Here is a 23,210-nt window from a genome sequence, read left to right as displayed (position 1 = left end):
AGGTCGTGTCATGTCATTGACCCTGGAGCACGTCACCCGCGTTGTCGAAGGCCAGACCTGGATCGACGACGCCAACCTGCGTTTCGAAGCCGGTTCCTTCAACGTTTTGCTGGGCCGCACCCTGTCCGGTAAAACCAGCCTGATGCGCTTGATGGCTGGCCTGGACAAGCCCGACAGCGGCCGCATCCTGATGAACGGCGTGGACGTCACCCAAAAACCGGTGCGCCTGCGCAACGTGTCGATGGTCTACCAGCAGTTCATCAACTACCCGACCATGACGGTGTTCGAAAACATCGCCTCGCCGTTGCGCCAGGCCGGTGTGTCCAACGAACTGATCCAGAGCAAGGTGCTGGAAACAGCGAGGATGCTGCGCATCGAGAAATTCTTGCAGCGCCACCCGCTGGAACTCTCCGGCGGCCAGCAGCAGCGCACCGCCATGGCGCGCGCGTTGGTCAAGGACGCCGAGCTGATCCTGTTTGATGAGCCGCTGGTGAACCTGGACTACAAACTGCGCGAAGAACTGCGTCAGGAAATGCGCGAGCTGTTCAAGGCGCGCCACACCATCGCCATCTACGCCACCACCGAGCCCAACGAGGCCCTGGCGCTGGGCGGCACCACCACCATCCTTCACGAAGGCCGGGTGATCCAGAGCGGCAAGGCCGCCGAGGTCTATCACCAACCGCAAACCGTACTGGCCGCCGAGCTGTTTTCCGAGCCGCCGATCAACCTCATGCCGGGGCGCATCAGCGGCAATGAAGTGAGCTTCGCCAATTTTGTGCACTTCCCCTTGAACGTCGACCTGCGCCCCATCGGCGAAGGCGACTTCCGTTTCGGCGTGCGCCCCAGCCATATCAGCCTGGTGCCGAGCAACGACGACGATCTGGAGCTGGCGGTGACCGTGGAAGTGGCCGAGATCAGCGGCTCGGAAACCTTCCTGCACGTGCGCAGCGAGCACTTCCTGCTGGTGCTGCACCTGCCGGGAGTGCACGAGTACGACGTCGACGCGCCGATCCGCGTGTATATCCCCACCCATAAACTGTTTGTGTTCGATGGCCAGGGCCGTTTGGTCCAGGCCCCCGGGCGCCGTGTCGCGAGGGTTGCCTGATGGCCGAGATCCATTTGCAGAACCTCGCCCACAGCTACAGCCCTACGCCAAGCGGCCCTGAGGACTACGCGATTCGGGAAATGAACCACGTGTGGGAGCAGGGTGGGGCCTACGCCTTGCTCGGGCCGTCGGGCTGCGGCAAGTCGACCTTGCTCAATATCATCTCCGGCCTGCTCAGCCCGTCTGAAGGTCAGGTGCTGTTCGACCATAAAGTGGTCAACGACCTCACTCCGGAAAAACGCAACATCGCCCAAGTGTTCCAGTTCCCGGTGGTGTACGACACCATGACGGTGTTCGACAACCTGGCGTTTCCCCTGCGAAACCAGGGCATGGCCGAGGCGAAAGTGCACAGCAAGGTGCAGGAAATTGCCGAAGTCCTCGACCTGCAAAACCTGCTGAGCAAAAAAGCCCGCAATCTTACCGCCGATGAAAAACAGAAAGTCTCCATGGGCCGTGGCCTGGTGCGCGACGACGTGTCGGCGATCCTGTTTGACGAACCGCTGACGGTGATCGACCCGCACCTCAAATGGAAACTGCGGCGCAAGCTCAAGCAGATCCACGAGCAGTTCAACATCACCATGGTCTACGTGACCCACGACCAGCTGGAAGCCTCGACCTTCGCCGATAAGATCGCGGTGATGTACGGCGGGCAGATCGTGCAGTTCGGTACGCCGCGCGAATTGTTCGAGCGGCCGAGCCATACCTTTGTCGGTTATTTCATCGGCAGCCCGGGGATGAATCTGATTGAGGTGCAGGCCGAGGCGGGTGGGGTACGTTTTGCCGGCACGCTGCTGCCGTTGCCCGAGTCATTGCAGCAACGCCTGCGCGACACGGACTACAAAAAGTTGCAGGTGGGCATACGCCCGGAATTTATTCACGTGTGGGACGAGCACAACCCTGACGCGATGCAGGCCGATGTCGTACATGTCGAAGACCTGGGCACCTACAAGATCATGACCCTAAACCTCGATGGCGCGCCGTTGAAAGTGCGCCTGGCCGAAGACAAGCCCGTGCCCGAAGGCAAGGCCTCGATCAGCTTCCCGGCGCAATGGCTGATGGTCTACGCCGACGATTACCTGCTGGAGGTGCTGCCATGAACAAGGTGCAGAACAACAAGGCCTGGTGGCTGGTGTTGCCGGTGTTCCTGCTGGTGGCGTTCAGTGCGGTGATCCCGATGATGACCGTGGTCAACTACTCGGTGCAGGACATCTTTGACCAGTCCAGCCGCTACTTCGTCGGCGCCGACTGGTACAAGCAGGTGCTGCTCGACCCGCGCCTGCATGACTCATTGCTGCGTCAGTTCATCTATTCGGCCTGCGTGCTGCTGATCGAAATCCCCCTGGGCATCGCCATCGCCCTGACCATGCCGACCAAAGGGCGCTGGTCGTCGCTGGTGTTGATCATTCTTGCCATTCCGCTGCTGATTCCGTGGAACGTGGTGGGCACCATCTGGCAGATCTTTGGCCGCACCGACATCGGTTTGCTCGGTTACAGCCTTAACGCAATGGGCATCAGCTACAACTACGCGGCGAATACGGCGGACGCCTGGGTCACCGTGCTGGTGATGGACGTGTGGCACTGGACCTCTCTGGTGGCGCTGCTGTGCTATTCGGGGCTGCGGGCGATTCCGGATGTGTACTACCAGGCGGCGCGGATTGATCGTGCATCGGCCTGGGCAGTTTTCCGACATATCCAGTTGCCGAAGATGAAAAGCGTGCTGCTGATCGCGGTGATGTTGCGGTTTATGGACAGCTTCATGATCTACACCGAGCCGTTTGTACTCACCGGCGGCGGGCCGGGTAACGCCACCACGTTCCTCAGCCAGACGCTGACCCAAATGGCCGTAGGCCAATTCGACCTGGGCCCGGCGGCGGCGTTTTCCCTGGTGTACTTCCTGATCATCCTGTTGGTGTCCTGGCTGTTCTACACCGCCATGACCCACTCCGACGCCAACCGCTGAGGCCGCCAACATGAGCAAGCGCAAGCTGATACCGCTGCTGATCTACATCCTGTTCCTGCTGGTGCCGATCTACTGGCTGCTGAACATGTCCTTCAAGAGCAACACCGAAATCCTCGGTGGGCTGACGCTGTTTCCGCAGGATTTCACCCTGGCGAACTACAAGGTGATCTTCACCGACCCGAGCTGGTACACCGGCTACCTCAACTCGCTGTACTACGTGAGTCTGAACACGGTGATCTCTCTGAGCGTGGCGTTGCCGGCGGCCTACGCGTTCTCGCGCTACCGTTTTCTGGGTGACAAGCACCTGTTCTTCTGGCTGTTGACCAACCGCATGGCGCCACCGGCGGTGTTTTTGCTGCCGTTCTTCCAGCTGTATTCCTCGATTGGTTTGTTCGATACCCACATCGCCGTGGCGCTGGCGCACTGCCTGTTCAACGTGCCGTTGGCGGTGTGGATTCTGGAAGGCTTCATGTCTGGTGTGCCCAAGGAAATCGACGAAACTGCCTACATCGACGGCTACAGTTTTCCCAAGTTCTTCGTGAAGATTTTCATCCCGCTGATCGGCTCCGGCATCGGTGTTACCGCGTTTTTCTGCTTCATGTTTTCCTGGGTTGAGCTGTTGCTCGCGCGCACCCTGACCTCGGTCAACGCCAAGCCGATCGCGGCGGTGATGACGCGCACGGTCTCGGCGTCGGGCATCGATTGGGGTGTGCTGGCGGCGGCGGGGGTGTTGACCATCCTGCCCGGCATGCTGGTGATCTGGTTTGTTCGCAACCACGTGGCCAAGGGCTTTGCCCTGGGCCGGGTCTGAGGAGTCGATGATGGAATGGATGGCCTGGACCACCCCAACTGCACTGTTCTTTGCGGGCATCGCCCTGATTCTGGTGGGCATGACCACCTGGGAACTGCGTTCGCCGAGCATCCCTCGGCGCGGTTTATTGCCGATCAGCACCACCCGTGGTGATCGCTTGTTTATCGGTCTTCTCGGCAGCGCCTACCTGCATCTATTGGTAATTGGCGTAACCGGCTGGAGCATCTGGGTAGCAACTGCGCTGTCCCTGGTGTGGCTGTTGTGTGTGATGCGTTGGGGCTAGTGCTCCGTTTGAATAAACAACCAGGAGGTCTCTATGTTCGATAAAAACAATAAGCTGCGACATAGCATTTCATTGGCCGCCGTACTGGCCCTCAGCGGTTTGAGCGCCACGGCCTGGGCCGATGCGTACGAAGACGCGGCGAAAAAATGGATCGGCAGCGAGTTCAAGCCGTCCACGCTCACCGAAGCCCAACAGCTCGAAGAGTTGAAATGGTTTATCAAGGCTGCGGAACCGTTCCGTGGGATGAAGATTAATGTGGTGTCGGAAACCCTCACCACCCACGAGTACGAATCCAAGGTGCTGGCCAAGGCCTTCAGCGAAATCACCGGGATCAAGCTGACCCACGACCTGCTGCAGGAAGGCGACGTGGTGGAGAAGCTGCAAACCCAGATGCAGTCCGACAAGAACATCTATGACGGCTGGGTCAACGACTCGGACCTGATCGGCACGCACTTTCGCTATGGCAAGACCGAATCGATCACTGACCTGATGGCCAACGAAGGCAAGGACTTCACCTCGCCGACCCTGGACATCAAGGACTTTATCGGCATCTCGTTTACCACCGCGCCGGACGGCAAGGTCTACCAGCTGCCAGACCAACAGTTCGCCAACCTGTATTGGTTCCGCGCCGACTGGTTTGAGCGCCCGGAGCTGAAAGCCAAGTTCAAGGAAAAATACGGCTATGACCTCGGCGTGCCGGTGAACTGGTCGGCCTACGAAGACATTGCCAAATTCTTCAGCGAAGACGTCAAGGAAATCGACGGCAAACGCGTTTATGGGCACATGGACTACGGCAAAAAAGACCCGTCACTGGGCTGGCGCTTCACCGATGCCTGGTTCTCCATGGCCGGTGGCGGCGACAAGGGCCTGCCCAACGGCTTGCCGGTGGACGAGTGGGGCATTCGCGTGGAGGACTGCCACCCGGTCGGCTCCAGCGTCACCCGTGGCGGCGACACCAACGGCCCGGCCGCCGTATTTGCCACGCAGAAATACGTGGACTGGATGAAAGCCTACGCGCCACCGGAAGCGGCGGGCATGACCTTCTCCGAATCCGGCCCGGTGCCGTCCCAGGGCGCCATCGCCCAGCAGATCTTCTGGTATACCGCGTTTACTGCCGACATGACCAAACCGGGCTTGCCAGTGGTCAACGCCGACGGCACGCCGAAATGGCGCATGGCGCCGTCGCCCGTCGGGCCGTATTGGGAAAAGGGCATGAAGAAGGGCTATCAGGACGTAGGCTCCTGGACCTTCCTCAAGTCTACGCCCGAGAAACAAAAACTCGCGGCTTGGCTCTACGCGCAGTTTGTGACCTCGAAAACCGTCTCGCTGAAGAAAACCATCGTCGGTCTGACGCCGATTCGTGAGTCCGACATCAACTCCCAGGCCATGACCGACCTGGCACCGAAACTCGGCGGTTTGGTGGAGTTCTACCGCAGCCCGGCCCGTGTGGAGTGGACCCCGACCGGCACCAACGTGCCGGACTATCCACGCCTGGCGCAACTGTGGTGGAGCAACATCGCGGCGGCCGCCAGCGGCGAGAAAACCCCGCAACAGGCGCTGGATAACCTGGCCAAGGAGCAGGACGCGATCATGACGCGCCTGGAACGCTCCAAAGTCCAACCGGTGTGCGGCCCGAAAATGAACCCCGAGCGTGACGCGCAATACTGGTTCGACCAGCCGGGCGCACCGAAGCCGAAACTGGCTAACGAGAAGCCTAAAGGCGAGACCGTGGCGTACGGTGATTTGCTGAAGTCGTGGGAGGCGGCGCGCAAGTAAGCACAGGCTCTCAGTAGAGAGTTAGCTTCCTGTGGCGAGCGGGCTTGCCCCGCGTTGGGCTGCACAGCAGCCCCAAAACCCGGCGACCGAGGTCTAACCGAAGAACTCGGTCGCCTGCCATGGGGCCGCTTCGCAGCCCAACGCGGGGCAAGCCCGCTCGCCACAACAGGCCCGCCATAAAAAGCGGGCTTGCCAAATTTCGCTCGGAGGTATTTTCGAAGTTAAGCAGCTTGCGGCTGAATCTGCAGTTCGCCCTCAACTTCCTTGACCAACTCACTGGCCAAAAACAGCGGCACCAAACGCCGGTGCAACTGAGGCTCGACAAACTCTTTCACGGTGTCCAGTGCCAGTACGCCACTGAGGGGCAATTCGGCCTTGGTGTACGACAGCCACGCTTTCTTCAATGCCATCAACACATCGCTGCCCGCCGTGGAGGCGAAGCGGCGTTGGGTGGGTTTGGCATCGAAGGTAAAGGTGTGCTGGAACGCATAACCGGTTTCGTCGCCGTTGCCTGCGGTACAGCGTACGCAGGTGCACGGGCCTTCGCCGAATGCGCTGCGCAGGTAGGCGTTGAAGTCCACCACGGGTTTGAGTGACAGGCGTTTATCGACCTCGAACAGGTCTCCGGTCATTTTTTCGTCAGTGTTCAACGTCCATTTCCTCGCAGGTTCGGCAAAATTTTAAAGCGCCGCACAATACCAGCCACAGGCGTTTTTGGGGATGGATTTGCATAACAATAGATCCCGATATTCTTTTCCTGTCTTAAAAATGCTCGCTACCCTCGCTTACCTTCTCAAAAGCGCGGCAGACCCCTCCATGACGTTCAAACGCTCCTCCCTGACTCTACTGGCCGCGTCCCTGGCCGCCGCGAGCGCGTTGCTCAGCACCGGCGCGCAGGCCGAAGGCAAGATCAGCATCGCCCAGCAGTTTGGTATCGGCTACCTGATTCTCGACGTGGTGCGCGACCAGCACCTGATTGAAAAGCACGGCAAGGAGCAGGGCCTGGACATCAAGGTGGAGTGGAACAGCATTTCCGGCGCCACCGCCATGAACGAGTCGTTGCTGGCGGGCGCCCTCGACGTGGTCTCGGCCGGTGTGCCGCCGATGCTCACGCTGTGGGACCGCACCAAGGGCAAGCAAAACGTCAAGGCCATCGCCTCCCTCGGCTCGATGCCCAACTACTTGCTGACCAACAACCCCAACGTGAAGACCCTCAGCGATTTCAGCGAGAAAGACCGCATTGCCGTTCCTGCCGCCGGGGTGGGTTTCCAGTCGCGCACCTTGCAGATTGAAACCGCCAAGCAATTCGGCGATGCCAACTACAAAAAATTCGACGACATCTCCATCAGCCTCGCTCACCCCGACGCTACGGCGGCGTTGATTGCCGGCGGCTCGGAGATCAACTCGCACTTCTCCAGCCCGCCGTTCCAGTACCAGGAACTGTTGAATCCCAACGTGCACAAGGTGCTCAGTTCCTACGACATCCTCGGCGGGCAGGCGACGTTCAATGTGCTGTACACCACCGAGAAATTCCACGACGAGAACCCCAAAACCTACAAGGCGTTCTATGACGCGCTGGCCGAAGCCGAGCAGATCATCAAGGCCGACAAACCTGCTGCGGCCAAAACCTATATTCGGGTAGAGGAATCCAAGCTGCCGTTGGACCTGGTGGAGAAAATCGTCCAGGACCCGGAAATCGACTTCACCATCGTGCCGCAGCGCACCTACATCTATGCCGAGAAACTGCAGGAACTGGGCGTGTTGAAAAACAAGGCCGCGAGCTGGAAGGACTACTTCTTTGAAGAGGCCCATGGCGGGAATGGCAGCTGAGCCCACGTCCAGGCTTGAAACACTGACAAAATGTGGGAGCGGGCTTGCTCGCGAATGCGGTGGATCAGTAAAAAAATCTGTTGACTGACACACCGCATTCGCGAGCAAGCCCGCTCCCACATTTGATCTTCATCGTCTGGCAATCAGCGGAAGAATTCTCCGGGTGTGGAATCAAACTGCTGGCGAAACGCATTGATAAACGCCGACGTCGATTCATACCCACACGCCAATGCCACATCCGTCACCCGCTCGCCTTGCTCCAGGGCGGGCAGGGCGCTGAGCAGCCGCAGACGCTGGCGCCACGCGCGAAACGTCAGCCCGGTGTCTTTCACAAACAACCGGCTCAGGGTTTTTTCGCTGATCGCCAGCTTGTCACTCCACTGGCCCAAAGTCGTCTGCTGCTCGGGGTGCAGGTTCAAACTCCGATAGATCTGCCGCAAACGCGGTTCCAGCGGCAACGGCAGCATCAAATCCACCTGGGGCGCCGCAGCAAGCTGGTCGAGCACCACCTGCGCCAGGCGCCCATCCGGCCCGTCCTCGGTATATTCCACCGGCAGCTCACTGAAACTGCGGATCAACTCGCGCAATAAACTGCTCACCACCAACACCTGGCAGCGCTCGGCCGCCCAAGTGGTCACGCTGCAATCCAGGTACAAACTGCGCATTTCAGTGTGCGGCGAGCTGAACACCCGGTGCGGCATGCCAGCGGGTATCCACACCGCGCGCTGGGGCGGGGCGACGAAGCGGCCGACACTTGTCTGAATCTCCAACACCCCGGAAATCGCGTAGGACAGCTGCACCCACGGGTGGCTGTGCCGCCGGGTCAGCGCTCGATTAGGCAGCGATTCTGTGCGCCCATACACCGGCCGTGGCAGGCTGGAAAGCCCGGGCACACTGCGGCGCACGGTTTTTTCATGTCCTTTAGGCGGCATTTACTGGCTCATTGGCGTTAGTCGGTAACAAGCCGTTACGTTAGAGTCGCGACGATGCTCTTGGCAACCCCTGGAAGAATTGCTTATGACCCGCCCGCGTTTCCTGCCCGATAACTTCACCCTGACCCTTGTCGCCACGGTGATCCTCGCCTCCTTGCTGCCCGCCAGCGGCCAGACCGCCGTGGCCTTCGGCTGGGTGACTAACCTTGCGATCGCGCTGCTGTTTTTTCTGCACGGCGCCAAGCTGTCGCGCCAGGCCATCGTCGCCGGTGCGGGCCATTGGCGCCTGCATTTGCTTGTGTTTAGCCTGACCTTTGTGTTGTTCCCGCTGCTGGGCCTGGCGCTGAAACCGGTGCTGTCACCGCTGATCGGCAAAGACCTGTACATGGGCATGCTCTACCTCTGCGCATTGCCGGCCACCGTGCAATCGGCGATTGCCTTCACGTCGCTGGCTCGCGGCAATATCCCGGCGGCGATTTGCAGCGCGGCGGCCTCCAGCCTGTTTGGTATCTTCCTGACCCCGCTGCTGGTGACCCTCTTACTCAATGTGCACGGCGAGGCCGGTTCCACCGTCGACGCCATCCTGAAGATCAGCGTGCAGTTGCTGCTGCCGTTTGTGGCCGGGCAAATTGCTCGTCGCTGGATCGGTGAGTGGGTCGGTCGCAATAAATCCTGGCTCAAGTTCGTCGACCAGGGTTCGATCCTGCTGGTGGTTTACGGCGCGTTCAGTGAAGCGGTCAACGAAGGCATCTGGCACCAGATCCCGCTGTGGGAGCTGGGCGGTTTGGTGGTGGCGTGCTGCGTGTTGCTGGCGTTGGTGCTGGTGGCGTCGACGTTGCTGGGCAGGGCTTTTGGCTTCAGCCAGGAAGACCGCATCACCATTTTGTTCTGCGGCTCGAAGAAAAGCCTGGCCACTGGCGTGCCCATGGCTCAGGTGCTGTTCGCGGGGGCGAGCATGGGCGTGCTGATCCTGCCGCTGATGCTGTTTCACCAGATCCAGTTGATGGTGTGTGCGGCCCTGGCCCAGCGTTATGCCAAGCGCCCGGAAAGCATTCCTGAATTGATGGGGCAGGTAGATCCTTGACCCAGCGCACACTTTGAGGCGAAAGCCCTCAAGTTAACGCGCGGCCAGACGACTTCCTTATTGAGAGCCCAATAAGGAGTGTCGGCATGAACGTAAAAGGTGTTTCGATTGTTGCAGGCCTGTTTTGCCTATGGGCGGGCGGCGTCAGTGCCGCACAGACCGTTGGCGGGGGCACTATTGAGTTCCGGGGTGCCATCGTCGAGTCCGGGTGTGCGACAAATGCGCGCAGCGGTTCAGTGATGGACCTGACCGGATGCTCCATCGCCAATCGCGGCGGCCGCATTGATGTGCACAGTGTGGCCCCGTTCGCGAGCGTCAACGCAGCCCACGTAAGGCTGGTGGCAGACAGCGGCAGCGGGCGTTATTACGATCAGCGCTACCTGCTGGTCGACAACGCCGGGCAGCCGATCACGTCGGGCAACTACGTGGTGACCCTGACGTCGCCCTGAACCCGGCGGCGACGATCCGCGTCAACAACGCGCCGAGAAACCTATAGAATGTTCGGCGGCGGCGCCTTTGCGCGTGGCCGTTGGATCATCGCCAGAGTACCTCGCCCGCCAATGAGCATTTCAGCCGCAACGCCCCAAGCCAACTGGCAACCGGTCATCGCCTTGGCGCTGGCCGCCTTTGTGTTCAATACCACCGAATTCGTGCCCGTCGGGCTGCTCAGCGCCATCGGCGCCAGCTTCGACATGCCCATCGCCAACGTCGGCCTGATGCTCACCATCTATGCCTGGATTGTGTCCCTGACCTCGCTGCCGGTGATGCTGCTGACCCGAAACGTTGAACGGCGCAAGTTGCTGATCGTGCTGTTCGGCATGTTTATCGCCAGCCATATCCTCTCCAGCGTCGCCACCAGCTTTGGCATCCTGATGCTTAGCCGAGTCGGCATCGCCTTGTCCCACGCGCTGTTCTGGTCGATCACCGCCTCGCTGGCCGTGCGCCTCGCGCCCGAAGGCAAACAGGTGCAAGCCCTTGGCCTGCTTGCCACCGGCACCTCGCTGGCGATGGTGTTGGGCATTCCGCTGGGTCGTTTGCTTGGTGAAGCCATGGGCTGGCGCACCACCTTCCTGGTGATCGGCGCATTCGCCGCCGCCCTGGTGTTCTGGTTGGCGCGTACCTTGCCGTTGCTGCCCAGCCAAAACTCCGGCTCGCTGCGCAGCCTGCCGCTGCTGTTCAAGCGCCCGGCGCTGGTGGCGCTTTACGTGCTCACCGCGCTCACCGTCACCGCGCAATTCACCGCCTACAGCTACATCGAACCCTTCGTCGAAGGCGTGGCCGGCATGGGCAGTGGCGCCGTGACCCTGATCCTGCTGGTGTTCGGCGGCGCGGGCATTATCGGCTCGCTGCTGTTCAGCCTGGTGCACCGCTTGAACCCCCACGTTTTCGTGGTCAGCGCGGTGTTCATCCTCGCCGCATGCCTGGCGCTGTTGCTGCCGTTGAGCGGCGCCGAGTCTTATCTGGTGGTGCTGAGCATTTTCTGGGGCATGGCAATCATGGGCTTCGGCCTGGCCATGCAGTCCAAAGTGTTGGTGCTCGCGCCGGATGCCACCGACGTCGCCATGGCGATGTTCTCCGGCATCTACAACATCGGCATCGGCGGCGGCGCCCTCATGGGCAGCTGGGTCGGCAGCCACTTCGGCTTCGCCTGGATCGGCGCGGCAGGTGGGTTGTTGGCGGCGGTGGCGTTGATTGGGTACTGCTTGGCGATTCGCAAGTTTGGTACGGGTGTGGCAAGTCAGTGAGGAGTTACGCGTAATGATTAAACCGGCTGTTATCGCGATGCTTGCGAGTGTGTCCGCACTGTTGCTCAGCCCCACAAGCTCGGCGGCAAGCTTTGACTGTGCCAAAGCCCGCGCGCCTGACGAAATTGCCATCTGCAAGAACGTCAGCCTCAACGACCAGGACGTGACCATGGCGTTGCTCTACGACCTGAACAAACACTTCATGGCCATGGGCGGGCGCGGTTCACTTATGGACGGGCAGGCCGAGTGGCTCAAGCAGCGCCATGCGTGCGGCGCGAAAGTGAGCTGCCTGAGGGACGCTTACACGCGGCAGATAGGAATGTTGCGCAGGTTTATTGATGAGCGGGTGATGACGAAGGGGCCGTTTTGAGGCTTGTCTGATTCTGCGCAATGCTACGTTTGCTGGAGCTGTGCAATCGCAGCCGTCACGCAACGGAATACTTAGCAGCAGGGCGAAATATTGCAGCACCACTGCGTCGGAAATCGGTCATATCTGGCTGATTCCAGCCCGTTATGGGCGAACACCGTACCTGTGGCGAGCGGGCTTGCCCCGCGTTGGGTTGCGAGGCGACCCCAGAAGGAAGAATGCGGTGGGTCAGGTATTCTTCGGTCGCTGGTTTTGGGGCTGCTTCGCAGCCCAACGCGGGGCAAGCCCGCTCGCCACATGGGTACTTATCGCCTGTTCTACTTAAAGACCTTGAAGGGCTGGTTGCAAGACGGCGTTACAGTGCAGCCAACACCACCTCCAGCTTCTCCTGATCCCGCGCAAACTGCCGGATCCCTTCCGCCAGCTTCTCCGTCGCCATCGCATCTTCATTCGACGCCCAGCGAAATTGCGCTTCGGTCAGTTGCTGACGCGCTTCACCTTCTGCACCCGCCACCAGTTTGCGCGTCAGCGTGCCGTTATCTTCAGCGAGCTTTTGCAGCAAGTCCGGGCTGATGGTCAGGCGATCGCACCCGGCCAATTCCTCGATCTGGCTCAACGTACGGAAGCTTGCGCCCATGACCACGGTCGGGATTTGGTTGGCCTTGTAGTAGTTGTAGATGCGCGTCACCGATTGCACGCCCGGGTCTTCGGCGCCGGTGTAGTCCAGGCCGGTGTTTTTGCGGTACCAGTCGTAAATACGGCCCACGAACGGCGAGATCAGGAACACGCCCGCATCGGCGCAGGCCACGGCTTGGGCGAAGGAGAACAACAGGGTGAGGTTGGTCTGAATACCGGCTTTTTCCAGGCGCTCGGCGGTGCGGATGCCTTCCCAGGTGGAGGCCAGCTTGATCAGCACGCGGTCGCGGCCGATGCCGGCTTGGTCGTACAGGGCGATCAACTGGTTGGCCTTGGCCCACAGCGCGTCTTCATCGAAGGACAAGCGTGCGTCGACTTCGGTGGAGATGCGCCCCGGAATCACCTTGAGAATGCCCGCACCCACCGACACGGCGAAGTGGTCGCACGCCAAACCCACGTCGCCTTTGGACAGGCTCACGGCATCGCGCAGCAGTTCAGCGTATTCGGGGATGGCGGCGGCTTTCAGCAGCAGGGAAGGGTTGGTGGTGGCGTCCACCGGGCGCAGGCGGCTGATGGCTTCCAGGTCGCCGGTGTCGCAGACCACGGTGGTAAATTGCTTGAGTTGTTCGAGCTTGGACGTCATGCGCGGCAGTCTCCAGAAAGGGTTAGTGGTTCAGGGCCTGGGCGGTGTCGAGGTCGGTGATCAGCACGTCGAGGTAGCCGCCCTTGAGCGCGCCGCGAATCGCCTGCACCTTGTTCAGCCCGCCTGCCAGGCCGAGCACGCGCTGGATCGAACGCAGTTTGGGCAGCGCCACCGACACTACGAACTCTTCGTCTTCATCAAGCACCGGCTCGCCCTTGGCGTCGAAGTAGCGCAGGCAAATATCGCCCACTGCGCCGCGTTCAGCGAGCAGGCGCAGCATGTCTTCGGTGTAGTAGTTGCCGCTGTTGCGCAGCAGTTGTGAGGGCTCCAGGTCGCCAATGCCGACGATCGCCAGGGTGATGCTGTCAAAGCGTTGCAGCACTTCCTTGACCTCTTCCATCTGCACGATGCGCTGCTTGCTTTCCACCGATTGCTCGATGCTTTGCGACGGCAGCAAAAACGCCGGGCAATTGAGCAGGGTGGCCAGGCGTTGGGTCAGCAAGGTGGCTTCAAACGCGCCTTTGTTGCCGACACCACCGAGCAGTTGCACCACTTCCTGAGCGCCTTGCTTGCCCGGTTGCGCGTGCAAATGGCTGACCATGGCGCGGATGGTGCTGCTCCACGACGAAATACCGATGTGGTCCTGAACCGACAGGCTGGTTTCCAGATAATGCGCGGCGGCCGAGCCGATGGCCTGCTTGATGCTCTCGTCATTGCCCGGTTCGGTGGCTTCCACCACGATCACCTGGCGCACGCCGTAGCGGCGCTGCAACTGGTTTTCCAGCTCAAGGTGCAGGCCTTGCAGGCGCATTACGCTGATTTTGACCACGCCTTCCTGCAGCGCCCGGCGCAGGGCGCGGCTGATAAACGACTGCGACAAGTCCAGTTGCGTGGAAATCTCGGACTGCTTGAGCCCTTCTTCGTAATAGAGGCTCGCGATCTTGGTGATCAGGCGCTGTTCTTCGATCTGGCTCATGAAGGCCTCAGTAGGTGTATCAATGCCGGTGAGGATACCAAACCCTCACGACATGATCAGGCCGCCGTCGATATTGATTGCCTGGCCGGTGAGGTAGGCCGCATCGTCGGAGGCCAGAAACGCCACCAATCCCGCCACATCCGAGGGTTTCCCGGCGCGGCGCAGGGGGATGTTCTTGACCCATTCGGCCATCAATTCACCCTTGCCGTAGCGCTTTTCATCGGTGCTGAGGATCTCGCCCCACACGCGGTCGTTGTAGTCCCACATTTCGCTCTCGATGATGCCGGGGCAAAACGCGTTGACCGTGATGTTATGCCGCGCCAGCTCCAGCGCCAGGCTTTGGGTGATGCCGATCACGCCCATCTTGCTCGCGGCGTAGTGCGGCGTGTAGATAAAGCCCTGGCGGCCCTGGCCGGACGAAGTGTTGATCAACCGCCCGCTGCCTTGCTTGACCATGTACTTGGCGGCTTCCCGGCAACCGAGCCAGACGCCGGTGGTGTTGACCTGCAGCACTTTGTCGAAGTCGGCGCGGGGCATCTTGTCGTAGTGGTCGATGGTGATGATGCCGGCGTTTTGCACCGACACATCGATGCTGCCAAACCGCGCGTGGCCTTCGCGGTAGAGCTTTTCGATGTCGCTTTCGCTGGTCACGTCGATGCCCAGTGCGAGGGTCTGAACCTTGTATTCCTCGGCCAGTTGATTGGCGGTGAAGGTCACGCGTTCCAGGTCGTTGGAGGCCAGCACCAAGTGGGCGCCTTCCTGAGCGAAGCGCTCGGCAATACCGGCGCCAATGCCACGGCAGGCGCCGGTGATGACTACAGTTTTACCGCTGAATCGTTGCGACATGACGGGGGCTCCACTTATTACCAGCAGACAAAACCGCCATCGACCAACAGGTCGACACCGGTACAAAAGGATGACGCCTGGCTGACCAGGAAAATCGCCGGGCCGACCATTTCTTCCACGCTGGCCATACGGCCCATGGGCGTGGTCTGTTCAAAAATCTTCACCTGATCGGCGACTTCCGGCCGCGAGTTCATCGGCGTGGCGGTATAGCCGGGGCTGATGCAGTTAACCCGCAGGCCCTTGTCGGCCCATTCCATCGCCAGGCTCTTGCTCAGGTGGATGACCCCGGCCTTGGAGGTGTTGTAGTGCGCCTGCAACAAGCCACGGTTGACGATGCTGCCGGACATCGACGCGATGTTGACGATGGCGCCTTTGCCGCGCGGCAGCATCACGGCCGCCTGGGCCTGGCAACTGAGGAAGATGCCGGTGAGGTTGATGTCCAGGGTGGTTTGCCAGCGTTGCAGTTCAAGGTCTTCGGCGGCTTGGGCATTGGCAATGCCCGCGCAGTTGACCGCCACGCTGAGCGCGCCGAGTTCGGATTCGGTGCGCGCGACGGCGGCGTCGAGGGCCGCGCGCTCGGTCACGGTGCCGCTCAAGGCCAGGGCGCGACGGCCCAACGCCTGGATGCGTTCTACGGTGCTGCTGATACCAGGGCTGCCCGGCAGATCAAAGCAGGCCACATCGGCCCCTGCTTCGGCGAGCCCAACCGCGATGGCTTGGCCAATCCCACTGCCCGCGCCGGTCACAAATGCCACCTGGCCCTGAAGACTGAAAAGCTGCATGGATTACTCCGTTATTTTGAAATTACAGTAGATCTCTGTGGGAGGGGGCTTGCTCCCGATAGCGGTACATCAGATAAAAATACTCCAACTGAACCACCGCTATCGGGAGCAAGCCCCCTCCCACATTGAATCTTCATTGTTCGTGAGGGCTAGGCAGTCAGGCAGTCGCCATTTCCATCACCGACACTGGCGTGGCTTCCCCGCGTTCCAGAATCCCCATCTGCCGCCCCCGGCTCATCACCATCACCCGATGGGACAGCCCGAGCACTTCATCCAGGTCTGAACTCACCACAATCACCGCCATGCCCTTGGCCGCCAGGTCCGCGATCACTTCATAAATCGCCGCCCGCGCGCCCACGTCGATGCCGCGTGTGGGCTCATCAAGAATGAACACCTTGGGATTACGCGCCAGCCATTTGGCAATGATCACCTTCTGTTGATTACCCCCGGACAGGCTGGAAATCCGCGACTGCGGCGCACCTTTTACCCCCAGTCTTGCCACCGCCGTGCGCGCAAATTCGCGCAGCGGGGCAGGGAACACCCAGCCGCGTTTATCCAGCAGGTCGGTGTTGCCATAAATCAGGTTGTCTTCAATCCGATGTTCCACCACCACACCTTGCTGCTTGCGGTCTTCGGGCACCAGCACCACACCGGCCTGGATCGCCTCGAACGGCGAACGCAACTGGCGAACTTCGCCGTCGAGCACCATGTGCCCCTGGATGTCCTGGGCCGCTCCGGCAATGGTGCGCACCAGCTCCGTGCGCCCGGCGCCGACCACGCCGGCAATGCCGAACACTTCACCGGCCCGCACGCTGAAATCGATGTCGTGCAAGGCAAACTCGCGGCAACTCAGGCCTTTGACCTGCAACATCACCTGGTCTTTCGGCGCCTGCAGCGTGGGGAAAATCCGCTCCAGGCTGCGCCCGACCATCTGCTCCACCAGCTCACGCACCGGCACTTGGGCGGTGGCATGCAGGGCAATCTGGCGGCCATCGCGCAGCACCAGCACACGGTCGGCAATGCGCGCGATTTCTTCCAGGCGATGGCTGATATAGATGAACGAAACGCCTTCGGCCTTGAGTCGTTCGACCTGCTGAAACAGCAACTCGGTTTCTTCCCCACCCAGCGCGGCGGTGGGTTCGTCCAGAATCAACAAGCGCGCCTTGAGGGTCAGCGCCTTGGCGATTTCCACCAGTTGCTGCGCCGCCACGCTCAGGCCTTCAACCTTGCGCGAGGCTGGCACCTTGAGCCCCAAACGCTCCAGCTGGATTTGCGCCTGGGCCTCGATGTAGTCGCGGTCAACCCGCCCGTGACGCATGGGCAGGCGGCCGACGAAGATGTTTTCGGCGATCGACAACTGCGGCAGCAGGCGGATTTCCTGGTGAATCAAACCGATCCCGGCGCCCAGCGCAGCCCCCGGTGACGCGGGGGCATAAGGCTCACCGAGCCAGGTCATGCTGCCCCCGTCTTGCGGTTGCACAAGCCCGGCGATGATCGACGACAAGGTGGATTTACCCGCGCCGTTCTCGCCGAGCAAGGCCAACACTTCGCCGGGGCGAATGTCCACGTTGACCTGCGACAACACCTGCACCGGGCCATAGGCCTTGCTGATGTCGCGCAGGCACAACACCGCGTCAGGCATCGTATCCAGAGCTGCTGCTCGCATGATGACCTCCGGGCTTACGGGTGCTGTTGCAGGAACGGTGCGACGTTTTCTTTGGTGGTCAGCACGGTCGGCAGCAGTTGTTCCTTGGGCACGGCTTTACCGGCTTTCAGGTCAATCGCCGAGGCCACGGCCAGGCGGCCCATTTTCTGGGTTTGCTGGGTCATGGTGGCGTTCAGCACACCGCTTTCCACGGCCTTGAGCCCGGCGACATCACCGTCAAAACCGACCACCACGACTTTGTGGTCGAGGTTGCCGACCTTGACCGCCTGGGCGGCGCCCAGGGCCATGGCATCGGCACGGCCGAAGAACACGGTGATATTCGGGTCGCGCTGGAGCAGGTCCTGGGCCACGGCGAAGCCTTTGTCCTGAGCCCATTCAGCCGGTTGCTGAGCGACCACTTTGAGGTCGGGGAAGGCTTTCAGGCCCTCTTCAAAACCCTTGGCGCGATCGTTTTCCGGCGTGGTGCCGAGCTGGCCTTGCAGGATTGCGATGCGGCCTTTGCCGTCAGTGATCTTGCCCACGTACTCGGCCAGGGTTTTGGCGCCGGCCACGCTGTCGCTGGCGATAAAGGTATCGCCCGGCGCATCCGGCGCGTTGCGGTCCACGGCGATCACCGGAATGCCGGCGGCCTTGGCGGCTTTCACCGGCACACCGGCAGCGGTGGCACCGGCCGGGATGTAGATCAGCACGTCGATCTGGCGGGTGATCAGGTCTTCAATCTGGCTGACCTGGGTGGAGGAATTGCCCTGGGCGTCCACGGTGATCACCTTGATCCCCTTGGCCTTGCCTTCGGCTTCCACCGATTGCTTGATCTGGTTGAAAAAGTCGGCCTGCAGGTTGGCCACGGCCAGGCCGATGGTCAGGTCCTTGGCCCAGGTGGTGCCTGCGGCGGTGAGGGTGGCGGCCGCGAGAGCGGTGGCAATCAGCAGTTTCTTGGGGCTGAACATGTCGGTGACTCCTGGTTTTATTGTTGGAGGGTGTCAACTGTCGAACAGGGTTTAACGGGCAGTGCTGGAACGGCGTCGCAGGGTGTCGATGGTCACGGCGAGGGCGATGACCACGCCGATCACCACTTGTTGAATGAACGGCGAAACGCCGAGCAGGTTGAGGCCATTGCGCAACACGCCAATGATCAATACGCCGACCAGCGTGCCGCCGATGCTGCCCACGCCACCGCTGAGGCTGGCGCCGCCGATCACCACGGCGGCGATGGCGTCCAGTTCCAGGCTCAGCCCGGCACTCGGTTGCGAGGAGTCAAGGCGCGCGGCGAGGGTGACGGCGGCGATGCCGGCGAGGGCGCCGCTGACCGCATACACCCACAGAGTAATCGCGCGCACTTTGATGCCTGACAGGCGCGCCACTTCCGGGCTACCGCCCATGGCGTACAAGTTGCGGCCACCGGCACGAAAGCGCAGGAACACCCAGGCCACCACCAGCATCACCAAAAAGAACCCGACGGTGGCCGACAGGAAACCGAAATGGCGCACCGTGGCCAGGCTGGTGAACCAGTCCGGGTAGCCGACAATCTGCCGGCCTTCGGTGAGGATATTCGCCAGGCCGCGCGCCACCGACATCATGGTCAGCGTGGCAATAAACGGTGGCAACTTGGCGTAGGTGATCAAGCCGCCGGACACCAGCCCGGCGAGCATGCCGCTGGCAATCGAGATCGGAATCGCGAAGCCCAACGGCACCGCCTGATCCTGATAGAGCCAGCCGAGCATCATCATCGAGAACGCCAGCACCGAGCCGACCGACAGGTCGATGCCGCCGATCACGATCACCGCCGTCATGCCGATTGCGAGAATGCCGAGCACCGTGACCTGATCGAGGATGTTCAGGCCATTGCGCAGCGAGAAGAAGAATTCGGAGCTGAAGGAGAAGACCAGCACCAGCAACACGAGGCCGATCAGCGGGCCGCCGATGTTGCTGGGCAGCAGTTTTACCAACCGAGGACGATGGGGCGGCTTGAGGTCGGCCGAGTGCTGGACTGAGGCTTTGGCGTCCACGGTGTTCTCCTGACTTATTTTTTTTGGAGTTCATTCAGGTGCTTTGAATATTTATGCATGCCTGATTGTTAATTCAGATTCAGGTGCCACCGTGTCAATGTCAAGCGCTTAATTTTTTATGCATGCCTCTAAATCGCCGCTTCCGATGCCCGCAAAGCCACGGGATAGAGTAGCGCGTGTAGGATTTTGGCCGTTTGTCCGGGAGGTATTTCCGACTTTTATTTCATTTTTCAGCGCATCCCTCACTTGACCTGCCTGCGAATCAGCGCCTAAATAGAAATATATTGTCACTGCTGAATAAATATTCAAACGCAGCTTTCGACACTTCTATACCCCGCGTGGTCAGCCTCACAGGAGCCGCTGCATGAATGCCTTCCAGTACGACGCCCGCCAAATCAAAGAACAGGCTCGCCTGATCCGGCGCCATGTGATCCGTCTAAATGCCGACTCTCCGGCTGGCGGCCACACCGGGGCCGACCTGTCGGAAACCGACATCCTCGCCACCCTGTATTTCCGCATCCTCAATACCGGCCCGGAACGCATCGAAGACCCGGAACGGGATATCTACATCCAGAGCAAGGGCCACGGCGTCGGCGGTTTATATTGCTGCCTGGCGCAGGCGGGTTACATCCCCACCGAGTGGCTGCCGACCTACCAACACTTCAACTCTCATTTGCCCGGCCATCCGGTGCGCCAGAAAACCCCCGGCATCGAACTCAACACTGGCGCCCTCGGCCACGGTTTACCGGTGGCGGTGGGGCTGGCGCTGGCGGCGAAGATGTCCGGCAGCAAAAAGCGCATCTATGTGCTGACCGGCGACGGTGAATTGGCGGAAGGCTCGAACTGGGAAGCGGCGATGGCGGCGGCCAAGTACAAGCTGGATAACCTGTTCGTGATCGTCGACAAGAACAAGCTGCAACTGGCCGGCCTGACCGCCGAGATCATGCCGCTCGACCCGCTCGACGTGAAATGGGCCGCCTTCGGCTTCAACGTCAGCGAGTGCGACGGCAATGACGTGGGCCAGTTGATCGAATCCCTGGAAACCATGCAGGCCAACACCGGTGCACCCCAGGTGCTGATCGCCCACACCATCAAAGGCAAGGGCGTGTCGTTTATCGAAGCCCGCCCCGAATGGCACCACCGCGTGCCCAAGGGTGACGAAATCAACGCGGCACTGGAGGAGTTGAGTCATGGCGAGTGAACATCTGGCGAGTGTCATGGTGGACGCCTTTATTGCGGCGGTCGATGCCGGGCTCGATGTGGTGCCGGTGGTCAGCGACTCCACCTCCACGGCCAAGATCGGCCCGTTCGCGCAGCGCTTCCCGGAGCGGCTGATCAACGTCGGGATTGCCGAGCAGTCGCTGGTCAGCGTCGCGGCAGGCCTGGCGCTGGGCGGCAAAATTGCCGTGACCTGCAACGCGGCGCCGTTTCTGATCTCGCGCGCCAACGAGCAGATCAAGGTCGACGTTTGCTACAACCGCGCCAACGTGAAGATGTTCGGCCTGAACGCGGGCACCAGTTACGGCCCGCTGGCCAGCACTCACCACAGCCTTGACGATATTTCCGTGATGCGTGGTTTTGGCAACGTGCAGATTTTCGCCCCGGCGGATGCGCTGGAGTGTCGGCAGATCGTCGATTACGCGCTGCGCTATGACGGCCCGGTGTACATCCGCCTCGACGGCAAGGCCTTGCCCGATGTGCATGGCGCCAACTATCAGTTCGTGCCCGGCCAGGTGGATATCCTGCGCCAGGGCGCCGATGTGAGCATCGTCGCCCTGGGCTCGGTGGTCCATGAAGCGGTTGATGCAGCCGCATTGCTGGCGGAGCAGGGCATTGCGGCGCAGGTGATCAACCTGTCGTCGATCCGCCCGTTGCAGCGCGACGTTTTGCTCACGGCGCTGCGCGGCACTCGTGCGGTGATCACGGTGGAAGAACACAACATTAATGGCGGCCTTGGCAGCCTGGTCGCTGAAGTGCTGGCCGAAGCCGGGCTGGGCATTACCCTGATCCGCCTGGGCATTGGCGACGGTGAATATGCCGCCGCGGGTGCCCGCGAACCGACCCGCGCCTTGCATAACATCGACGCGGCTGGGATTGTGGCGGCTGCCACTCGGTTGCGGTGAACGCCATGACAGACAATACGCCGCTGATTCTGGCGATAGATGAAGGCACCAGCAACGCCAAGGCGGTGCTGGTCAACGAACTCGGGCAGGTGATCGCCCGGGGTTCGCGGCCATTGAGCATCAGCCATCCTCAGCCAGGGTTTTCCGAGCAGGACCCGCTGCTGATTTGGCAGAACACCCTGGCCGCGATTGAAGAATGCCTGGCCCGGGTGAATCGGCCGATCACCGCGCTGGCGATCAGTAACCAGCGTGAATCGGTGGTGGCGTGGGACCGGCACAGCGGCGAGCCGTTGTCGCCGTGCATCAGCTGGCAGTGCCGACGCTCCACGGCCTTGTGCGCCGAGCTACATGAACGCGGCCATGAAGCGCTGATTCTGGAAAAGACCGGGCTGGCCCTCGACCCGATGTTTTCTGCCGGCAAATTTCGCTGGATTCTCGACCATCTGGATAACGGCCATGCTCGTGCGGCGGCCGGTGAAATCTGCCTCGGCACGGTGGACAGTTGGTTGCTGTGGAAACTCTGCGGCGGCCAGGTGTTTGCCACGGATTACTCCAACGCCGCGCGCACCCAACTGTTCAATTTGCACACCTGCGCCTGGGACCTTGAGCTGCTGGACCTGTTTGCTATTCCCTTGGCTGCGCTGGCACCGATTCAGCCAAGCGCCGGGTTCTTTGCTGAAACCGTCGCCGTGGGCGGCTTGCCGGCGGGCATCCCGGTGATGTCGATGATCGGTGATTCCCATGCTGCCCTCTATGGGCAGGGTGGTTTCGCGCCCGGATTGGTCAAGGCTACCCTCGGCACCGGTTCATCCTTGATGACGCCCATGAGCGGCCCGATTGCCTCAACCCATGGTCTTTCGACCACCCTGGCCTGGCATGACGGCAGCGCACCAACCTTCGGTATGGAAGGCAATATCGTCCACACCGGCGCCGCCGTGCAGTGGGCATCGCGCCTGGTGGCCGGGGAGTCCTTGGATGCGCTGACCGAGCAGGCGGCGCAATTGCCGGACAACGGTGGCGTGTATTTCGTCCCGGCGTTGTCCGGGCTGGGCGCGCCGCACTGGAAGGCTGATGCGCGTGGGCTGATTTGTGGGCTGACGGAGGCGACGTCCGGCGCGCATATTTTGCGCGCATCGCTGGAGTCTATCGGCTATCAGATTCGCGATGTATTTGAGGCCATGCAGCGAGACATCGGCAGCCCGTTGAAAGAACTTTGGGTCGATGGTGGTGCTACGCGTAATCGCTGGTTGATGCAGTTTTTGGCTGACTTGCTGCAACGTCCCGTGGTGCGCAGCTTGTCGCCGGAAGTGTCGGCGTTGGGCGCTGCGCATCTGGCGGGCAGGGCGTTGGGGATTTGGCCTAGTGATGAAGCGTTGAGTGCGCTGGAGCGTCAGCGTGAACGGTTTGAGCCGCAGGATGATCCGGCGATGGCGGGTCGTTATCAGGCCTGGAAAAAAGCTCTGGTTCGTACGCTGCTTTGACCGTCGATGGAAATCAAAATGTGGGAGTTGGCTTGCCTGCTGTAGCGGTCTGTCGGGGTACATATCCGTTGCTGTGGTGAGGGCTGATATCGGTTCCGCTCTTACAGCGGGTCACTTTTGGCAAACGCCCCAAAAGTAACCAAAAGGTCTTCGCCCCA

23 protein-coding genes are annotated in these 23,210 nt (G+C 61.1%); 14 read left to right on the top strand and 9 right to left on the bottom strand.

Annotation, left to right across the window (positions count from 1 at the left end):
• Nucleotides 1-10 precede the first annotated feature (10 nt).
• From Q7C20_RS24190 to Q7C20_RS24165, 6 genes are read left to right on the top strand one after another with little or no spacing between them, the layout of a single operon-like run.
• A complete protein-coding gene (locus tag Q7C20_RS24190; protein WP_375070826.1) occupies nt 11-1,105 on the top strand; it encodes an ABC transporter ATP-binding protein in 1,095 nt (364 codons plus the stop codon).
• Nucleotides 1,105-2,202 (top strand): ABC transporter ATP-binding protein, encoded by a 1,098-nt coding sequence (locus Q7C20_RS24185; protein ID WP_375070825.1) that lies wholly within the window; start codon nt 1,105-1,107, stop codon nt 2,200-2,202. Before Q7C20_RS24190 ends, Q7C20_RS24185 begins: the two co-directional genes overlap by 1 nt.
• Nucleotides 2,199-3,065 (top strand): carbohydrate ABC transporter permease, encoded by an 867-nt coding sequence (locus Q7C20_RS24180; RefSeq protein ID WP_375070824.1) that lies wholly within the window; start codon nt 2,199-2,201, stop codon nt 3,063-3,065. Before Q7C20_RS24185 ends, Q7C20_RS24180 begins: the two co-directional genes overlap by 4 nt.
• A gap of 10 nt (nt 3,066-3,075) precedes the next feature.
• On the top strand, nt 3,076-3,876 hold the full coding sequence (locus Q7C20_RS24175) for a carbohydrate ABC transporter permease (protein ID WP_003232361.1): 801 nt from the start codon (nt 3,076-3,078) through the stop codon (nt 3,874-3,876).
• 10 nt (nt 3,877-3,886) lie between these two features.
• The gene (locus Q7C20_RS24170) at nt 3,887-4,159 is read left to right on the top strand and encodes a DUF2160 domain-containing protein (RefSeq protein WP_348059483.1); all 273 of its coding nucleotides are present in this window, start codon (nt 3,887-3,889) and stop codon (nt 4,157-4,159) included.
• Nucleotides 4,160-4,192: 33 nt separating this feature from the next.
• Nucleotides 4,193-5,935 carry an ABC transporter substrate-binding protein gene (locus Q7C20_RS24165; protein ID WP_375070823.1) on the top strand — a complete coding sequence of 581 codons (1,743 nt, stop codon included), beginning with the start codon at nt 4,193-4,195 and terminating at the stop codon, nt 5,933-5,935.
• Nucleotides 5,936-6,156: 221 nt separating this feature from the next.
• Here the strand turns inward: Q7C20_RS24165 and Q7C20_RS24160 are convergent, their stop codons facing one another.
• Nucleotides 6,157-6,585 carry a hypothetical protein gene (locus Q7C20_RS24160; protein ID WP_375070821.1) on the bottom strand — a complete coding sequence of 143 codons (429 nt, stop codon included), beginning with the start codon at nt 6,583-6,585 and terminating at the stop codon, nt 6,157-6,159.
• A gap of 166 nt (nt 6,586-6,751) precedes the next feature.
• On the opposite strand from Q7C20_RS24160, the gene Q7C20_RS24155 reads away from it, so the two are divergent.
• Nucleotides 6,752-7,765: an ABC transporter substrate-binding protein gene (locus Q7C20_RS24155; RefSeq protein WP_348062593.1), complete on the top strand. Its 1,014-nt coding sequence runs from the start codon at nt 6,752-6,754 to the stop codon at nt 7,763-7,765.
• Between the two features lie 143 nt (nt 7,766-7,908).
• Here the strand turns inward: Q7C20_RS24155 and Q7C20_RS24150 are convergent, their stop codons facing one another.
• Entirely contained in the window at nt 7,909-8,697 is a 789-nt protein-coding gene (locus tag Q7C20_RS24150; RefSeq protein ID WP_375070819.1) for a helix-turn-helix domain-containing protein, read from the bottom strand.
• A gap of 85 nt (nt 8,698-8,782) precedes the next feature.
• Here Q7C20_RS24150 and Q7C20_RS24145 point away from each other — a divergent pair, with 85 nt between their 5' ends.
• From Q7C20_RS24145 to Q7C20_RS24130, 4 genes are all read left to right on the top strand, one after another.
• On the top strand, nt 8,783-9,781 hold the full coding sequence (locus Q7C20_RS24145; protein ID WP_375070818.1) for a bile acid:sodium symporter family protein: 999 nt from the start codon (nt 8,783-8,785) through the stop codon (nt 9,779-9,781).
• Nucleotides 9,782-9,867: 86 nt separating this feature from the next.
• On the top strand, nt 9,868-10,230 hold the full coding sequence (locus Q7C20_RS24140) for a type 1 fimbrial protein (RefSeq protein WP_375070816.1): 363 nt from the start codon (nt 9,868-9,870) through the stop codon (nt 10,228-10,230).
• Between the two features lie 111 nt (nt 10,231-10,341).
• On the top strand, nt 10,342-11,526 hold the full coding sequence (locus Q7C20_RS24135; protein ID WP_375070814.1) for a sugar transporter: 1,185 nt from the start codon (nt 10,342-10,344) through the stop codon (nt 11,524-11,526).
• Nucleotides 11,527-11,539: 13 nt separating this feature from the next.
• Nucleotides 11,540-11,896, top strand: a complete 357-nt coding sequence (locus tag Q7C20_RS24130; RefSeq protein ID WP_375070812.1) for a lysozyme inhibitor LprI family protein — start codon at nt 11,540-11,542, stop codon at nt 11,894-11,896.
• A gap of 352 nt (nt 11,897-12,248) precedes the next feature.
• Here Q7C20_RS24130 and tal read toward each other — a convergent pair whose 3' ends face one another.
• The 7 genes from tal to Q7C20_RS24095 form a co-directional block, all read right to left on the bottom strand.
• Entirely contained in the window at nt 12,249-13,172 is a 924-nt protein-coding gene (gene tal, locus Q7C20_RS24125; RefSeq protein WP_375070810.1) for a transaldolase, read from the bottom strand.
• 22 nt (nt 13,173-13,194) lie between these two features.
• On the bottom strand, nt 13,195-14,148 hold the full coding sequence (locus Q7C20_RS24120) for a sugar-binding transcriptional regulator (RefSeq protein ID WP_375070806.1): 954 nt from the start codon (nt 14,146-14,148) through the stop codon (nt 13,195-13,197).
• Nucleotides 14,149-14,193: 45 nt separating this feature from the next.
• Nucleotides 14,194-14,994 carry an SDR family oxidoreductase gene (locus Q7C20_RS24115; RefSeq protein WP_375070804.1) on the bottom strand — a complete coding sequence of 267 codons (801 nt, stop codon included), beginning with the start codon at nt 14,992-14,994 and terminating at the stop codon, nt 14,194-14,196.
• 17 nt (nt 14,995-15,011) lie between these two features.
• Nucleotides 15,012-15,776 (bottom strand): SDR family oxidoreductase, encoded by a 765-nt coding sequence (locus tag Q7C20_RS24110; RefSeq protein WP_375070802.1) that lies wholly within the window; start codon nt 15,774-15,776, stop codon nt 15,012-15,014.
• A 157-nt stretch (nt 15,777-15,933) separates the two neighbouring features.
• The gene (locus tag Q7C20_RS24105; RefSeq protein ID WP_375070800.1) at nt 15,934-17,442 is read right to left on the bottom strand and encodes a sugar ABC transporter ATP-binding protein; all 1,509 of its coding nucleotides are present in this window, start codon (nt 17,440-17,442) and stop codon (nt 15,934-15,936) included.
• A gap of 14 nt (nt 17,443-17,456) precedes the next feature.
• Complete coding sequence (locus Q7C20_RS24100; protein WP_032889545.1) at nt 17,457-18,389, bottom strand: sugar ABC transporter substrate-binding protein; 933 nt, start codon at nt 18,387-18,389, stop codon at nt 17,457-17,459.
• Nucleotides 18,390-18,440: 51 nt separating this feature from the next.
• Nucleotides 18,441-19,448, bottom strand: a complete 1,008-nt coding sequence (locus tag Q7C20_RS24095; protein ID WP_348061280.1) for an ABC transporter permease — start codon at nt 19,446-19,448, stop codon at nt 18,441-18,443.
• A 364-nt stretch (nt 19,449-19,812) separates the two neighbouring features.
• Here Q7C20_RS24095 and Q7C20_RS24090 point away from each other — a divergent pair, with 364 nt between their 5' ends.
• The 3 genes from Q7C20_RS24090 to Q7C20_RS24080 are packed head-to-tail and all read left to right on the top strand — an operon-like array spanning nt 19,813 to nt 23,052.
• Nucleotides 19,813-20,649, top strand: a complete 837-nt coding sequence (locus Q7C20_RS24090; protein WP_375070797.1) for a transketolase — start codon at nt 19,813-19,815, stop codon at nt 20,647-20,649.
• A complete protein-coding gene (locus Q7C20_RS24085; protein WP_375070795.1) occupies nt 20,639-21,571 on the top strand; it encodes a transketolase family protein in 933 nt (310 codons plus the stop codon). Before Q7C20_RS24090 ends, Q7C20_RS24085 begins: the two co-directional genes overlap by 11 nt.
• A gap of 5 nt (nt 21,572-21,576) precedes the next feature.
• A complete protein-coding gene (locus Q7C20_RS24080; RefSeq protein WP_375070793.1) occupies nt 21,577-23,052 on the top strand; it encodes an FGGY family carbohydrate kinase in 1,476 nt (491 codons plus the stop codon).
• Nucleotides 23,053-23,210: the final 158 nt, after the last annotated feature.

The organism is Pseudomonas sp. AMR01 (genome assembly GCF_041946035.1).
Taxonomy (GTDB): Bacteria; Pseudomonadota; Gammaproteobacteria; order Pseudomonadales; family Pseudomonadaceae; genus Aquipseudomonas; species Aquipseudomonas antarctica_B.
The sequence above is the reverse complement of the archived record's forward strand: the minus strand, read 5'-3'. Positions and strand labels throughout refer to the sequence as shown.